This is a genomic window from Salinimicrobium catena, from assembly GCF_900102915.1.
Taxonomy (GTDB): Bacteria; Bacteroidota; Bacteroidia; order Flavobacteriales; family Flavobacteriaceae; genus Salinimicrobium; species Salinimicrobium catena.
Genome location: NZ_FNGG01000009.1, coordinates 16,093 through 32,265 on the forward strand (window position 1 = coordinate 16,093; position 16,173 = coordinate 32,265).

A 16,173-nucleotide genomic window follows, 5' to 3' on the forward strand; every position below is an offset into this window, starting at 1 on the left:
TTTCCGGTTGCGCGTTGCCTGTTGCGGGCTACGGGTTGCGGGATTTCCCCCTACTTAGGAAAGCTTAGAAGTCAAAAACCTTGAATCTTGTATCCTGAATTTTGAATTGATCTCCGGTCGGAGCTCAGTCTGACAGTTGAGTGAAACTTTTGAATCTTAAATTAAGAATCTTGAATTCAACTAAGGTCGGAGCTCACTCTGACAATGCAGTAATTAGTGTGACTGATTTGTCAGCCCGACAGAGCCTGGAAGGCAACGAGGGATCTCTTCCGGTTGCCAGTTCCACGTTGCCTGTTGCCAAAGTTTTAGAGTCCACATTCCAAACCATATTTCTATTCCTTACACCCCCTCGACTCCCTGTCTGCGGCCGGCAGGCGCCCGGGGAGACAACGTGGATTTGCAGCCCACCTTGACTAAATCTTCGGCGGAAAAGACTTTAAATCTCGAATTTTGAATGGGGAATCACGAAGGACTTCGACCATCCTCCCTTCGGTCAGAGCTCAGTCTGACAGTAGAGTAAAAATTCTGTATCTTAAATCAAGAATCTTGAATTCATCTCAGCTCGGGGCTCTATCTGACAGTGGAGTAAAAATTTTAAATCTTGAACTTTGAATCCTGAATAAAATTACTCTATACTCTCTTTTCTTTCTTCTCTACTCTCTTCCAACTGATAGTTGCTAATATTTCATTAAAAAGAACTGTTAACTCAATTTTAAAGACATTTAGTGCTAAGTATGTTATTTTAGTAGGGATCAATCAGCTAAATACCATATTATGGAATCGCAAAAGCTAAAAAGGCCGCGGCACAAAGGTTCCCCAAAACTCTTTGAAAATCCGTGGCTCGAGAAGTTGACGCATACTCATATTTCACTCCCGCTGATCATTTTTGGCGGAATTGCGGCTGTTCTTATTTACTACGGCATCTTTGAAAAGGGATTTGAAGTGCCTTTCATGCTCCTTTTATTCGTGGCAGGATTGTTCTTCTTTACCCTAGTGGAATACCTGATGCATCGTTACCTGTATCACATTCCAGCCACTACCGAAAGAAGAAAGAAGATCTCCTACACCATGCACGGAGTACACCACGATTACCCAAAAGACAAATCCCGTCTGGCCATGCCGCCGGTGCTCAGTCTAATTATAGCTACAGTGCTTTTCATCATTTACAGAGCCGTTCTAGGTGACCTGGTCTTCGGATTCTTAGCCGGGTTTTTAGTCGGTTATGCGGGTTACCTGGCGATCCATTACTCGGTACACGCTTTCAAGGTTCCGAATAATTTCCTGAAGACGCTTTGGTACCATCACAGCATTCACCATTACCGCGAACCCGATCGCGCTTTTGGGGTTTCCTCTCCTCTTTGGGACCACATCTTCAGAACCATGCCCAGAAAAGCACCTGTGAAGCGGAAGAAGGGGTATATTGATTAGTTCGTAGTTCGTGGTTCGTGGTTCCTTATTTGTTGTTGATTGTCATCCCGACAGAGCCTGCAAGGGGACGAGGGATCTCTTTCCAGTTGCGAGTTGCGGGTTAAGATCTGAGATAATTAGCGGGATCTGCGGGAAATTTCTATGTGCGGGAATTTTTCTCGCAAAGTCCGCAAAGGTTTCGCAGAGGGCGCAAAACTTTCCCTTTGTTTCACACCAAGGACACAAAGTTTAAAATTGAGTTCACAGAGATATTCTGACATTAAACTTTGAGGCTTCTCCAAAAGGACTTCGGCCATCCTCGCTTCGCTCGGAGCTCAGTCTGACATCCCGGAATGAAATAGGGAGTCCATTGTCATCCAGACAGAGCCTGTAAAGGCGACGAGAGATCTCCTCCCGGTTACTTGCCTGTTGCAGATTTTGACTCAACTTCCCTAAAGCTTCGGCGATATAAATTTGGAATTTGGTGCTTGGAGATTGGAATTTCCATTCTACTTTCTCTGCTCTCTATTCTCTTCTCTTTTTTCTGTTCATTGATCATTGCCAATTGCTCATTGAATAAACCCATTTTCCCTCGCATGTTCCTCTGCTTCCTTTGAGGTCTTGACCATAAGCACCGGCACAGTTTCAAAGTTGTCCACGATACTCTGTACCCGCTCCATTCTTTTCTGGTGTTTGACGCTCCGCAGGTAGATAGCCAGGATGCGATCAGGGTATTGGGCGGCGATATCTGTATAGATAGCGGGATCGTGCTCTCCGCTGTCGCCTATCAGAATGAACTTCAGGTGGGGATAGGTTTTCAAAATGTTGATGATCTCCTTTTGCTTATGCGGTTTTTCAGGCTTTAAGGTACGGTCAAAGGGCGTCCGGAAATCCCTCAATAAAATAGGACCTTTTGGAAAGTTATTAACCTCCAGGAAAAGCTTCAGGTACTGATACAGATTCCACGGACTGTTACTTAAGTAAAAAACAGGATTTTGTTCGTTGCCTTTTTTTCCGCGGTGGAGGTCACGGTAGAATTTAGGCGACCCCTCAAGAGAAAGTCGGTCATGGGCGTTCTTGAAAAGAGAATTGTGAAGCACCCTCCACTTCAAAAAAGAGGTGACGCCGGTATGGAGAATGGTGTCGTCAATGTCACTTATTACTCCGAACCTGGCGGTAAGCGGGGGAATGAGCAACTGCGCTTCAAAGTCATTATCCTGCGTGATGATGCTGTTCTTTATCTCGTTCACAAAAGCCACCCTTAGCGGTACCCAGCCTTCATCGTTGGCATACTGTTTCAAATTCACCGAGGTGGTCTTGTCGAACAGGAAGTAGCCCTCTTTATTCGTCCTGGTACTAAGAATAGCATCGTTGGGTAATTTCAAAGCAACTTCGGCCCTGGGAATCTCATCGCTGTCAAACTGCTTGTAAGTGTTTCTCAGAGTCCTAAAAAGGGACTGATCCTCGAACATTTCGAGCCTGTCGTCATCAAGCGCCCGCCCCAGCAGGTACAGGTGGCTGGGAGTGCCGTAGCTGTAGTAAGTGGCCAGCTTGACCTGGGGTTTGGCAGTAAGGTGATCCTTCAGTCTTCGAAAGAGCTGTTTCATAATGCTTTTCGGGGTATTGCTCCATTCAAGATACGGGGAAAAAGAAAAATCCCCCGCAAAGGCAGGGGATTTTAAAATTATTTTAGGAAAAGCTGCTGTTATTCTTCTTCAGAAGAAGTAGCTTCAGAAGCAACTTTTTCAGCTGAAGCAGCCTCGGCCGCTTCGGCGATCTTTTCCGCAGTACTAAGGGCTTCGCTTTTGGTTTCTGAAAATTCAGCAACAGCCTCCTCATTTTGCTCTGCCTGAAGGATGGTCACCTCCTCAACTTCCGGAGTGGTAGCCATTGGCATGTGCTCTCCGAGAATAGGTGCGATCACCAGCCCTATCAAACAGGTAAGCTTGATAAGAATGTTCATTGATGGTCCTGAAGTATCCTTGAACGGATCTCCCACGGTATCTCCGGTCACAGCCGCTTTGTGAGCGTCAGACCCTTTGTAGGTCATCTCGCCGTTGATCATCACCCCGGCCTCGAAAGACTTCTTGGCGTTATCCCAGGCACCACCGGCATTGTTCTGGAAAATAGCCCAAAGCACCCCGCTTACGGTCACCCCGGCCATATATCCACCCAACATTTCGGCGATCAGCCTGTTCTCATAGCCCAGAGCCATTGGAACAAGCACTATAAGAATAGGAAATCCTATGGTAAGCAGTCCAGGAAGAAGCATTTCTCTAAGGGCAGCTTTTGTAGAGATCTCCACACATTTGTCGTATTGAGGTTTTCCGGTACCTTCCATAATTCCAGGGATATCCTTGAACTGACGACGCACCTCGTTGACCATATCCATGGCCGCTTTCCCTACAGACTGCATGGCAAGCGCAGAGAAAACCACGGGGATCATACCTCCCACGAAAAGCATGGCCAGTACTGGCGCCTTGAAAATGTTAATTCCGTCAATTCCGGTGAAGGTCACGTAAGCCGCGAAAAGGGCAAGAGAAGTAAGCGCCGCAGAAGCGATCGCGAATCCTTTTCCTGTCGCAGCGGTAGTGTTTCCTACTGAATCAAGAATATCTGTTCTTTCCCTTACTTCGGAAGGCAGTTCGCTCATTTCGGCAATACCACCGGCGTTGTCGGCGATAGGTCCGAAGGCATCAATAGCCAGCTGCATGGCGGTAGTAGCCATCATGGCTGAAGCCGCAAGCGCTACTCCGTAGAATCCGGCGAAGGCATAAGAAGCCCAGATGGCGATGGCGAATAAAAGCACAGATCCAAAAGTAGAGATCATCCCGGTTGCAAGGCCGGCGATGATGTTGGTTCCTGCTCCTGTGCTCGAATTCTGAACGATCTCCAGAACCGGCTTTTTACCCAGACCGGTATAGTATTCGGTCACCGCAGAGATAACCCCTCCAACTACAAGTCCTACCAGTGTGGCATAGAACACTCGCATGGAAGAGATCTGCTGCAGGCCTTCTCCAAAGAATTCCATCTGCATGGTTTCCGGAAGCATCCAGGTTACCAGGACGAAAGAAGAGATCGCCACAAGGATGATAGAGATCCAGTTCCCCCTGTTAAGGGCTGACTGTACTTCGGCTTCTTTGGCCGAGTTGCTTTTTATCTTTACCAACAGGGTCCCGATGATAGAGAAAATGATCCCAAAACCGGCGATCACTATAGGTAACAAGATCGGTCCGATTCCGCCGAAACCTTCAGCGGTAATATCGCCCTGCATGTCTTTGATCACATAATTTCCAAGAACCATGGCCGCCAATACCGTAGCCACATAACTTCCGAAGAGGTCAGCACCCATTCCGGCAACATCTCCCACGTTGTCCCCAACATTGTCTGCAATGGTCGCAGGGTTACGCGGATCATCTTCAGGAATTCCGGCTTCCACCTTTCCTACCAGGTCAGCACCCACATCGGCTGCCTTGGTGTAGATTCCTCCGCCCACACGGGCAAAAAGGGCGATAGATTCAGCCCCCAAAGAGAAACCGGCAAGAGTTTCCAGCACTATGGTCATTTGATTCACATCTGTCCATTCCCCGCCCATGAATACATGGAAGAAAATGATGAAGAAAGCGGTAAGTCCTAATACGGCCAGACCTGCAACGCCAAGTCCCATTACCGTACCACCGCCAAAAGAGACCTTAAGGGCCTGCGGCAGGCTGGTTCTTGCAGCCTGAGTGGTACGTACATTAGACTGGGTAGCGATCTTCATCCCCATGTTCCCGGCCAAAGCCGAAAAGATGGCGCCAAAAATAAAGGCAACTACAATTAAAATATGTGTGGTGGGAACTATAAAGGAGATCCCTGCAAGCAAAATACTTGCCCCAATCACAAAAATGGTAAGGAGTTTATACTCGGCCTTTAAAAAGGCAAGGGCTCCTTCGTAGATATGAGAGGAGATGTCTTTCATTTTTCCGTCTCCCGCGTCCTGCTTCATCACCCAGGCGCGTTTTGCCCACATAAAAATGAGGCCTATGATCGCCAGGATACCGGGCAACCAGATCATCAATGATTCCATAATTTTTTGTTAAAATTTTTAATGGCGCTAAAGTTAACAAAACGTTAGAAAACAAAAAAGCAATAACTTTTGATGTTATTGCTTAAATGATGATAATCACAAAAAGGAAAAATTCTTTATTTGATGCTGAAATTTCCTTTTTCTTCGTTGCTGTTCGCGTAGCGCTTCACGCATTCTTCAATGATGGTATTGGCTTCCTGAAGATCTCCCCAACCTTCAACATCTACTTTCTTTTGTTCAAGATCTTTGTATACCTGGAAGAAATGCTCGATCTCTTTAATAAGGTGCGCGTTCACATCATTAAGGTCATTGTGTTTGTTCCAGATAGGATCTGAAACCGGCACACAGATCACCTTTTCATCGGGTCCTTTTTCATCGGCCATGTGGAACACCCCGATTGGCTTCACCTCCATCACACATCCGGGGAAGGTAGGCTCGGTCACCAGCACCAGCACATCAAGAGGGTCTCCGTCTAAAGCCAAAGTTTCAGGAATAAATCCGTAATCTGCAGGATACATCATCGAGGAGAAGATCATCCTGTCATACCTCACTTTCTTCAGTTTAAAGTCATATTCATATTTATTCCTGCTTCCTTTCGGAATTTCTATAAGAACGTCAAAGGTCTTGGTCATTTTACTATTATTTTGGAAATCGTGTTTTTAGTTTTTAAGGGCGGCAAATATACTCATTTTGAACTTTTAAAAACCCGGTTCCCACAACGGAAAAGAAATTCTCACAAAATTTTTGGAAGAAGCTTCCGCTATTTAAGATTTCCTTCACAAGAAGACATAAAAAAAGCCCTTTTTAGAAAGGGCTTTTTAAAAGGTATTTTTACAGACCGATCTAGTCTTTGTACATCACTTTTTTGACCGCTTTGATCACATCGTTGTGATTTGGCAACCACTCTTCAAGCAAGACAGGAGAGTAAGGCGCCGGAGTATCAGCAGTGTTGATCTTCACGATAGGCGCATCAAGATAATCAAAAGCCTGAGACTGCACCTGGTAAGTGATCTCTGTAGCCACATTTCCGAAAGGCCATGCTTCCTCAAGGATCACCAGTCTGTTGGTCTTTTTAACCGACTTTAAGATGGTCTCGTGATCCATAGGACGGATGGTCCTTAGGTCAATGATCTCACAGGAGATTCCTTCTTTCTCAAGCTCTTCGGCTGCTTTGTAAGCGATCTTGATGATCTTTCCGAAGGAAACGATGGTCACATCCTTACCTTCTCTCTTGATATCGGCAACACCAATTGGCAGTACATATTCCTCTTCAGGCACTTCTCCCTTGTCTCCATACATCTGCTCACTTTCCATGAAAATAACCGGGTCGTCATCGCGAATGGCCGCTTTCAGTAAACCTTTTGCGTCGTAAGGATTGGAAGGAACGATCACTTTAAGTCCCGGAGTGTTGGCATACCAGCTCTCAAAAGCCTGCGAGTGAGTTGCACCCAACTGTCCGGCAGAAGCTGTAGGCCCGCGGAAGACGATAGGCACGTTGAACTGCCCGCCGCTCATTTGGCGCATCTTTGCCGCGTTATTGATGATCTGGTCGATCCCAACCAGTGAGAAGTTAAAGGTCATGAATTCAACTATCGGGCGGTTACCGTTCATGGCACTTCCCACTCCTATTCCTGAGAAACCGAGTTCTGAAATAGGGGTATCGATCACCCTGTCAGGGCCAAATTCGTCCAACATTCCTTTTGAAGCCTTGTAGGCTCCATTATATTCAGCAACCTCTTCTCCCATGAGATAGACCGCTTCATCCCTGCGCATTTCCTCGCTCATGGCTTCGGCAATTGCTTCCCTGAATTGGATAGTCTTCATTATGCGTTTTTATTTTAAAAAATTTCGAGGAACAAAAATAGTAATTCAAAAAAGGATAATCGACCAATTCCCGACAAAAATTTCTTATGCATGCATAGCATTTTTCCTCATAAATTATGTATCTTCGTGACCGTTACAACAAGTTTTATTTAAAAAATATCCATATATATGAAAATATTAGTGTGTATAAGTCACGTACCGGACACTACTTCAAAGATCAATTTTTCTGAAGGTGATACCAAGTTCGACACGAACGGGGTGCAATTCGTGATCAATCCTAACGACGAATTCGGCCTTACCCGCGCCATGTGGTTCAAGGAAAAACAAGGCGCCACTGTTGATGTGGTGAATGTGGGAGGTCCTGAAACAGAACCAACCCTGCGTAAGGCACTTGCCATTGGAGCAGACTCGGCCATTAGGGTGAACACTCCGGCTACAGACGGGATACAGGTTGCCAAGCAACTTGCCAAGGTAGTGCAGGATGGCGGTTACGACCTGGTGATCGCGGGACGTGAATCTATTGACTACAACGGCGGAATGGTTCCGGGAATGCTTGCCGGCCTTATCGGCGCTAATTTCATCAACACCTGTATAGGTCTGGAGATAGAAGGAAATGAAGCTACGGCCGTTCGCGAAATCGATGGAGGAAAAGAAACTTTAAAAGCCAGTCTTCCTTTAGTTGTAGGCGGACAAAAAGGGATCGTGGAAGAAAGCGACCTTCGCATCCCGAACATGCGCGGTATCATGCAGGCCCGTAAAAAACCACTTAATGTGGTAGAGCCTGTCGAAACCGGAACTCATACCGAGGCAGTGAAGTTCGAAAAACCTCAGCCTAAGGGAGACATCAAGATGATAGATCCTGAGAATTTAGATGAACTGGTGAATTTACTTCACAACGAGGCCAAAGTAATTTAAGATTCAAAATTTAAAATTCAAGATTTGAGTTTTGGAATTTGTTAATTGGAATTTAAAGAAAAAAATATGTCAGTTTTAGTATATACAGAATCAGAAGAAGGAAAATTTAAAAAGACAGCTTTAGAGGTGGCTTCCTACGCAAAGGGTGTTGCCGATATGCTTGGGACCGATGTTACCGCGGTAGCCTTCAATGCAGGTGACACTTCAGACTTAGGAAAATACGGAGTGAGCAAGGTGCTTAAGATCAACAGTGACAAGCTGGAGAAATTCAACGCCGAAGCTTATGCAGATGCCATCAAGCAGGCTGCTGAAAAAGAAGGTTCTAAGATCATCGTGGTTAGCCAGAGCGCCAATGCGAAGTATCTTGCGCCGCTGCTTGCCGTTAACCTCGAAGCAGGGTACGCTTCTAACGTGGTGAACCTGCCCGAAAGTACAGATCCGCTGCAGGTTAAAAGAACCGCTTTCACCAACAAGGCGTTCAACATCACAAAGATCGCTACAGATGTGAAGATCATCGGGCTTTCCAAAAATGCCTTTGGATTGAAAGAAAATCAGACAGAGATCAGCGAAGAGGAATTCTCTCCTTCCCTGAGCGAGGAAGATTTTTCAGTGAACGTGGTTTCCGTGGATAAAGCAGCCAATAAGGTGACCATCGCCGATGCCGAGATCGTGGTTTCCGGTGGCCGCGGACTTAAAGGACCTGAGAATTGGGGAATGTTGGAAGAACTTGCCAACACCCTTGGTGCCGCAACAGCCTGTTCCAAGCCGGTGAGCGACATGGGCTGGAGACCGCACAGCGAACACGTGGGACAAACCGGAAAACCGGTTGCCGCCAACCTGTACATTGCGGTAGGTATCTCTGGTGCCATACAGCATTTGGCGGGGGTGAGCGCCTCTAAAACCAAAGTGGTGATCAATAATGATCCTGAAGCGCCATTCTTCAAGGCTGCAGATTACGGGATCGTGGGAGACGCTTTTGAAGTGGTTCCCAAACTCACCGAAAAATTAAAGGAATTTAAAGCGAATAACGCATAATTTTTATAACTTGCGAGCCGATTTAAAGGGCTGTCTAAATTAGGTTTATCGCCCTATTTAGGCAGCTTTTTTTTGTATTTTTGCAGTATGAGTTTAGTGCGCCTTAACATCAAAGGAATATCTTACAGCCAGACACAGAACGGGGCCTACGCCCTTATCTTGAGCGAGGTGGATGGAGAACGCAAATTACCCATAGTGATTGGAGCTTTTGAAGCCCAATCTATTGCCATAGCCCTGGAAAAGGAGATCAAACCTCCGCGTCCGCTTACCCATGACCTTTTCAAGAATTTTGCCGACCGCTTTGAGATCGTGGTGAAGCAGGTCATTATTCATAAGCTGGTGGATGGGGTTTTCTATTCAAGCCTTATTTGCGAGCGCGACAGGATAGAAGAGATCATAGACGCCAGGACCAGTGACGCGATTGCCCTGGCACTGCGTTTTCAGGCACCTATTTTCACCTATAAGAACATACTCGATAAAGCAGGGATCTACCTAAAGGGAGACAAACAGGAAGAGGAAGAAGAGCAGGAGAAAGAAGATATCATTGTAGACGAGCTGTTCTCTAATGAGATCGAAATGAAATCCAACGATCCCGATTATAAGAAACTTTCCCTCAACGAACTCAATAACATGCTTGACCAGGCCGTAAAGAGCGAAGACTATGAAAAGGCGGCCCGCATAAGAGACGAGATCTCTAAAAGACAATAATCCCCCTTTTTTATGAACAAATTTTGGTGTTGCCTGTTCCTGATCTTCTTCGGAATATCCTCCACTTTTGCCCAAACTATTGATAAGACCTGGAATTTTGAAGCTGTAGAAGACAGCTCTAAGCAGGACCTTTTTGATGTAAATCCCGGCACCGATTTCCTGAAGCTGGAAAACGGAAACTTTGAATTCAGCCTTAAAGGCGAAGACATTAACAGGGCTTCGGGAAATTATGTTTTCCAGAATGATGTACTGGTATTGTTCTATGATTCGCCACACGACAGCATTCAAAACCTGCGGGTGGAACAACTTACCGACTCCACCTTGAGCCTTACCGGCAAGAACGTATATTATTCTTTGAGAGAACAGCCCCAGGAGGTTGCAGATGTACTGCCGGTAGAAACCAAAAAAGACATGATCCCCAATCAGGGGATCAGCTTTCAAAGCATTTGGCGGGGAGCGCTGGGAATGATCTCCCTGCTTGTAATCGCCTTCGTATTCAGCTCCAACCGAAAAGGGATCAACTGGAAAACAGTGGGCGCAGGATTAAGCGCGCAGTTACTCCTGGCAGTAGGGGTTCTAAAAATTGAATTCGTACAAAACCTTTTTGAGTTCGTGGGCAGCATCTTCGTGCTCATCCTTGATTTTACGGCGGCAGGAAGTGAATTCCTCCTTGGAGGAATGATGGATGTGGAAAGCTTCGGCTTTATCTTCCTTTTCCAGGTGCTGCCAACCATCATCTTCTTTTCAGCGCTCACCTCGGTATTATTCTACATAGGGGTAATTCAGATCGTGGTGAAAGGAATGGCGTGGGTACTCACAAAATTAATGGGTATTTCGGGCCCTGAAAGTTTAAGTGTGGCAGGGAATATTTTTCTTGGCCAAACCGAAGCGCCATTGATGATCAAAGCCTACTTGGAGAGAATGACCCGCTCTGAGATCCTGCTGGTAATGATCGGGGGAATGGCCACTGTGGCCGGCGGAGTTCTGGCTGCTTATATCGGATTTTTAGGCGGGGACGACCCGGCGCTGAGACTGGAATTCGCCAAGCACCTTTTGGCTGCTTCGGTAATGGCAGCTCCCGGTGCGATCGTAGTTTCCAAGATCCTTTATCCTCAAAAAGAAAAGATCAATACAGATGTGGAAGTATCTTCAGAAAAGATAGGCTCCAACATTCTTGACGCCATCGCCAACGGTACCACCGAAGGTTTAAAACTGGCCGCCAACGTGGCCGCCATGCTGCTGGTGTTTATCGCTTTTATTGCCATGATCAACTACTTCCTTGGCTGGATTGGCGACTGGACCACTTTGAACGCAATTTTAGCCGAACATACTCCGTATGGCAGATTATCCCTGGAATCTATCCTGGGAATGATCTTCGCGCCATTGATGTGGTTGATCGGGGTGGCTACCGAAGATATGATGCTCATGGGACAATTACTGGGTATCAAGCTCGCGGCAAGTGAATTTGTTGGGTACATTCAGCTTGCCGAGCTAAAGGACCCGGTGAATGCATTGAGCCTTACCTATGAAAAGTCGGTTATCATGGCCACTTATATGTTGTGCGGATTTGCCAATTTCGCCTCCATCGGTATACAGATAGGCGGGATAGGTTCCCTGGCGCCGGGACAAAGAAAAACCCTTTCAGAATTCGGAATGAAGGCATTGATAGGCGGTACTTTGGCCTCCCTGCTTTCAGCGACAATAGCGGGAATGATCATCGGATAATTCCGCGGCATTTAACTTTTTAATTCCGGGTAGTTTTCTATTTTAGCTGAAAATCATCCGGAATTTTCTTTTAAGTAGCCGGCAGATTTTCAGGCAAAAATGCCGTTTTTCAAGAACAATTTCTTCCGAAGAAAATGAAACAATACCACGACCTTATCAAGCATGTACTGGAACACGGGCATGAAAAAGGCGACCGCACGGGAACAGGCACCAAAAGCGTTTTTGGGTACCAGATGAGGTTCGACCTCAGCGAAGGATTCCCCATGGTCACCACCAAGAAGCTTCACCTGAAGTCGATCATTTATGAACTTTTGTGGTTCCTTAAGGGCGACACCAACATAAAGTACCTGCAGGAGCACGGGGTGCGCATCTGGAACGAATGGGCAGATGAAAATGGCGATCTTGGCCCCGTTTACGGCCACCAGTGGAGAAACTGGAACAGCGCGGATATTGACCAGATTAAAGAAGTGGTGGAAACCTTAAAGAAGAACCCCAACAGCCGAAGAATGCTGGTCACTGCCTGGAATCCTTCTGTCCTGCCCGATATTTCCAAACCCTTTTCTGAAAATGTGGCTAACGGCAAGGCTGCTTTACCGCCCTGTCACGCTTTTTTCCAGTTCTATGTGGCCGATGGAAAGCTCTCCTGCCAGCTTTACCAGAGAAGCGCCGACATCTTCCTGGGCGTGCCTTTCAACATAGCTTCCTATGCCCTGCTCACTATGATGATGGCCCAGGTGTGCGGCTATGAGCCGGGAGATTTTATTCACACCTTTGGAGACGCGCATATTTACAACAACCACCTGGAGCAGGTAAACCTGCAGCTCTCCAGGGATTTCAGGCCGCTCCCAACCATGAAGCTCAATTCTGACGTCAAAGATATTTTTGAATTTACCTATGAAGATTTTATATTGGAAAATTATGATCCTCATCCTGCCATAAAAGGCAAGGTGGCGGTCTAATTTTGTTTAATCCTAAAATCTTTTATTACCATGAAAAAGTTATTGATTATCACATGTCTCTTCTTTGGCGGGATCGCGGTTTCCCAGGCGCAGCAAACTTCCCCGGTTTGGCCCGGCTGTGAGGACAGCAAAGACGTATCGGCATGTTTTAATAAAAAACTTGCCCAACACGTTCGCGAAAATTACAAATACCCTATGGAGGGTAATGAATACATCCGCGGAAAAGTAACCATCTCCTTTGATGTTACCGAAGAAGGAAAGGTCGTGGTAAAATCTGTGGAAGGGCCCGAGCCTGCAGTAAACGATGCTGCCCGAAAAATGATCGAAGCCATTCCGGATATGAAACCGGGAACCCTCAACGGGAGACCCGACACCCGAAATTTTACAGTCCCATTTAATTTTTAAACCTACATTATGAAAAAATTCTTAGTCGTATTCATGCTCCTTATTGGAGGAACCGTTTTTGCCCAGACCGGGGTAAAGGCCGAAGGAAACACGCTTACCACAAGGGAGATCGCTCCCGTTTGGCCGGGCTGCGAAGGCAGTGAAGCCTCTAAAAAGACCTGTTTTAAGCAAAAACTGGTAGAACACCTTAAGGAGAACTACAAGTTTCCACGTGACGCCGCCGGAAAGATCATCAGGGGAAAAGCCGTGGTCTCTTTCAATATCGACGAAGAAGGAAAGGTTGATATCCTTAAGGTAGAAGGCCCAAAAAAGGAACTTAACGAAGAGGCCAAAAGGATCATTCTTGCCATTCCGCAAATGAAACCGGGAGAACGTGCAGGAAAACCGGTGCCCATCAGGTACACAGTTCCTTTCACCTTTTAAGCCTTGATTAGTATTATCTTAACTAAATCTCAGGGATAAAATCCTAAATTTGAAGGAAACCATAAAGGTTTCCTTTTTTTATGATCACTCCTGAAGCACTTCACGAACTCTTTACCGAAACCCGCTCCCGCAGCGAGGAGATATGTTCTTTCCTCAAGACCGAAGACTACGTGGTGCAGCCGGTAGTGGATGTCTCCCCTCCAAAATGGCATTTGGGGCACACTACCTGGTTCTTTGAGGAATTCGTGCTCAAGCCCAATGTCAAGGATTACCAGATCTTCAACGATCGGTTCGCTTATGTCTTTAACAGCTACTATGAAAGCGCAGGCGATAAGGTGGTGCGATCTGACCGTGGAAATCTTTCCAGGCCAACTGTGGCCCAGGTTTATGACTACCGCAGGTACGTAACAGAAAAACTGCTGAACTTTTTAAACAGCGAAGAACTTTCAGATCATCTAAAAAAGGTCATCGAGCTGGGCTGCCATCATGAAAAACAGCACCAGGAGCTGCTTTTGACAGATATCAAGTACATTCTTGGAAACAATCCGCTTCATCCGGAATATCACGAGGCTTTTGACGAAAATCCTATACAGGATTTTCCGCAGGAATGGATCTCGATGGACGAAGGCATTTACAAAATTGGCCATAACAAGAGAAACGAGTTTTGTTACGACAACGAACTGGGTTACCATAAAACTTTTCTGCAGGAATACCAGATTTCCAATAAGCTCGTCACGAACAGGGAATACCTGGAGTTCATGGAAGACGGCGGCTATGAACAGGTGCTGCTGTGGCATGCCGAAGGCTGGGACTGGGTGAACCAGAACGAGATCCGCTCTCCCTTTTACTGGTATAAAGTCGATGATGCCTGGCAGCAGTACACTTTGGCCGGACTAAAACCTTTAGATCCCGAAGCACCTGTCACCCACCTCTCCTATTACGAAGCCTTTGCCTACGCCCAATGGAAGGGACTGCGCCTGCCTACAGAATTTGAATGGGAGGCCGCACAGCAAAATTTTGACTGGGGCAACAGATGGGAATGGACAGAGAGCGCTTATTCCCCCTATCCCCACTACACCAAAGCTCCCGGCGCCCTGGGAGAATACAACGGAAAGTTCATGGTCAACCAGAAAGTCCTTAGAGGAGGATCTGTCGCCACGGCTCCCAATCACCTAAGGCCCACCTACAGGAATTTTTTTCACCCCCACCTGCGCTGGCAGTTCACAGGCCTGCGCTTAGCCAAATAAAATCAAATGATGAACAAGATAAAACCTCCGGAATTCGACACCCAATTTGCTGCCGATATCTTTCATGGCCTTACCACCTATCCAAAAAGCCTGAGTTCAAAATATTTCTACGACAAACGGGGAGACGAACTCTTTCAGCAGATCATGCACCTGCCCGAATATTACCTTACAGGAAAAGAATTTTCGATCCTGCAGGAGTACAAAGAACAGATAGGCCTTGCGTTTACTTCAGATAAAGGTTTTGACCTGATCGAGCTGGGTGCGGGAGACGGAAAAAAGACAAAGATCCTGTTACGGCATTTCCTTGAAGAAAAGTTCTCTTTCAGGTACCTGCCGGTAGATATAAGCGATAATGTCCTGCTTCAGCTTTCGGCCAGCCTCAAAGAGGAACTCCCGGGGATAGCTGTAGAGCCTCAACAAGGTATGTACCGCGAAGTGCTGGACAGGCTTACAGATTACAAGGAAAGAAAAAAGGTGATCCTGTTCCTGGGTTCTAATATAGGGAACCTCTCCCAGGAAGAGGCGGTGAGCTTTCTGAAGAAGATAAGCTCCTCCATGAGCAGCGAGGACCTGTTCTTTATGGGAGCCGATCAGAAAAAAAATCCGCAGAAAGTACTGGATGCCTATAACGATAAGACCGGGGTCACGGCAGCTTTCAATAAGAATCTTTTGACCAGGATCAACCGCGAACTAGACGCCAATTTTGATCTTGATGCATTTTTGCACTGGCCTGTTTATGATCCGGAAACCGGAATGGCAAAAAGTTTTCTGGTGAGCAAAAAGGCACAGACCGTACAGATAAATTCCTTAAATTTAGAAGTGGAATTCGCTGCCTGGGAAAGTATCCACACGGAGATCTCTCAGAAGTACGATGATACCTCCATCGCCTGGCTGGCAGAGGAATCGGGACTGAAAATGATCCGCAGCTTTAGCGACAGTGAAAACAACTTTAAGAACTACATCTTTCAAAAATCCTGAATTATGAAAGCTATCTGGAACAACACCATCCTGGCCGAGAGCAACAACACCAAATACCTGGAGGACAATCATTACTTCCCGCCCGACTCGCTGAATTCTGAATTCTTTCAGCTAAGCGACACTCACAGCACCGCGCCGGGAAAAGGAAAAGCTTCATACTTCCACATACAGGTGGGGGATCATAAAAATGCCGATGCCGCCTGGTTCTATCCGCATCCCGAAGAAGTGGCTAAGGAGATCAAGAATTACGTGGCGTTTGGGAAAGATGTGGAAATCAGGAATTAACATGGTCAAACGAAAAATTATTGTAAGTTTGCCAAAATCAAATGCACAGGAAATGAACCTGAACACCAATAATAATCCTTTTAATAACAACCTGAATAATTTCAGGCTGCGGAAGGCTTATATTGTGTAAACCCAGGTTCACTCAACCATATTCAAAGCCTTTCCAGTCCCGGAAAGGCTTTTTTATTTCACA

The 16,173-nt window shown here is 46.3% G+C and carries 15 protein-coding genes; 11 read left to right on the plus strand and 4 right to left on the minus strand.

Features of this window, described 5'->3' with window-relative positions; genetic code table 11:
- The first annotated feature begins 774 nt into the window (after positions 1–774).
- A complete protein-coding gene (locus BLS64_RS13050; RefSeq protein WP_093114128.1) occupies positions 775–1,428 on the plus strand; it encodes a sterol desaturase family protein in 654 nt (217 codons plus the stop codon).
- Positions 1,429–1,976: 548 nt separating this feature from the next.
- On the opposite strand, the gene BLS64_RS13055 is transcribed toward BLS64_RS13050, so the two are convergent.
- The 4 genes from BLS64_RS13055 to BLS64_RS13070 form a co-directional block, all read right to left on the minus strand.
- Entirely contained in the window at positions 1,977–3,014 is a 1,038-nt protein-coding gene (locus BLS64_RS13055; RefSeq protein ID WP_093114126.1) for an App1 family protein, read from the minus strand.
- A 98-nt stretch (positions 3,015–3,112) separates the two neighbouring features.
- Positions 3,113–5,476 carry a sodium-translocating pyrophosphatase gene (locus BLS64_RS13060; protein WP_093114124.1) on the minus strand — a complete coding sequence of 788 codons (2,364 nt, stop codon included), beginning with the start codon at positions 5,474–5,476 and terminating at the stop codon, positions 3,113–3,115.
- 116 nt (positions 5,477–5,592) lie between these two features.
- Positions 5,593–6,108 carry an inorganic diphosphatase gene (locus tag BLS64_RS13065; RefSeq protein WP_093114123.1) on the minus strand — a complete coding sequence of 172 codons (516 nt, stop codon included), beginning with the start codon at positions 6,106–6,108 and terminating at the stop codon, positions 5,593–5,595.
- Between the two features lie 211 nt (positions 6,109–6,319).
- Positions 6,320–7,300 (minus strand): pyruvate dehydrogenase complex E1 component subunit beta, encoded by a 981-nt coding sequence (locus BLS64_RS13070; RefSeq protein WP_093114121.1) that lies wholly within the window; start codon positions 7,298–7,300, stop codon positions 6,320–6,322.
- Positions 7,301–7,468: 168 nt separating this feature from the next.
- On the opposite strand from BLS64_RS13070, the gene BLS64_RS13075 reads away from it, so the two are divergent.
- The 10 genes from BLS64_RS13075 (at position 7,469) to BLS64_RS13120 (ending at position 15,980) form a co-directional block, all read left to right on the plus strand.
- Positions 7,469–8,215 (plus strand): electron transfer flavoprotein subunit beta/FixA family protein, encoded by a 747-nt coding sequence (locus BLS64_RS13075; RefSeq protein ID WP_093114120.1) that lies wholly within the window; start codon positions 7,469–7,471, stop codon positions 8,213–8,215.
- A 66-nt stretch (positions 8,216–8,281) separates the two neighbouring features.
- Positions 8,282–9,250: an electron transfer flavoprotein subunit alpha/FixB family protein gene (locus BLS64_RS13080; RefSeq protein ID WP_093114153.1), complete on the plus strand. Its 969-nt coding sequence runs from the start codon at positions 8,282–8,284 to the stop codon at positions 9,248–9,250.
- A gap of 87 nt (positions 9,251–9,337) precedes the next feature.
- Positions 9,338–9,958, plus strand: a complete 621-nt coding sequence (locus BLS64_RS13085) for a bifunctional nuclease family protein (RefSeq protein ID WP_093114118.1) — start codon at positions 9,338–9,340, stop codon at positions 9,956–9,958.
- 12 nt (positions 9,959–9,970) lie between these two features.
- Entirely contained in the window at positions 9,971–11,683 is a 1,713-nt protein-coding gene (locus tag BLS64_RS13090; RefSeq protein WP_093114116.1) for a NupC/NupG family nucleoside CNT transporter, read from the plus strand.
- A gap of 134 nt (positions 11,684–11,817) precedes the next feature.
- Complete coding sequence (locus BLS64_RS13095) at positions 11,818–12,642, plus strand: thymidylate synthase (protein WP_093114114.1); 825 nt, start codon at positions 11,818–11,820, stop codon at positions 12,640–12,642.
- Positions 12,643–12,672: 30 nt separating this feature from the next.
- A complete protein-coding gene (locus BLS64_RS13100; protein ID WP_093114112.1) occupies positions 12,673–13,047 on the plus strand; it encodes an energy transducer TonB in 375 nt (124 codons plus the stop codon).
- A 9-nt stretch (positions 13,048–13,056) separates the two neighbouring features.
- A complete protein-coding gene (locus BLS64_RS13105) occupies positions 13,057–13,470 on the plus strand; it encodes an energy transducer TonB (RefSeq protein ID WP_093114110.1) in 414 nt (137 codons plus the stop codon).
- A gap of 80 nt (positions 13,471–13,550) precedes the next feature.
- Entirely contained in the window at positions 13,551–14,717 is a 1,167-nt protein-coding gene (gene egtB, locus BLS64_RS13110; RefSeq protein ID WP_093114108.1) for an ergothioneine biosynthesis protein EgtB, read from the plus strand.
- A gap of 6 nt (positions 14,718–14,723) precedes the next feature.
- Positions 14,724–15,695, plus strand: a complete 972-nt coding sequence (gene egtD / locus BLS64_RS13115; RefSeq protein ID WP_093114106.1) for an L-histidine N(alpha)-methyltransferase — start codon at positions 14,724–14,726, stop codon at positions 15,693–15,695.
- A gap of 3 nt (positions 15,696–15,698) precedes the next feature.
- Entirely contained in the window at positions 15,699–15,980 is a 282-nt protein-coding gene (locus tag BLS64_RS13120; RefSeq protein ID WP_093114105.1) for a DUF427 domain-containing protein, read from the plus strand.
- Positions 15,981–16,173: the final 193 nt, after the last annotated feature.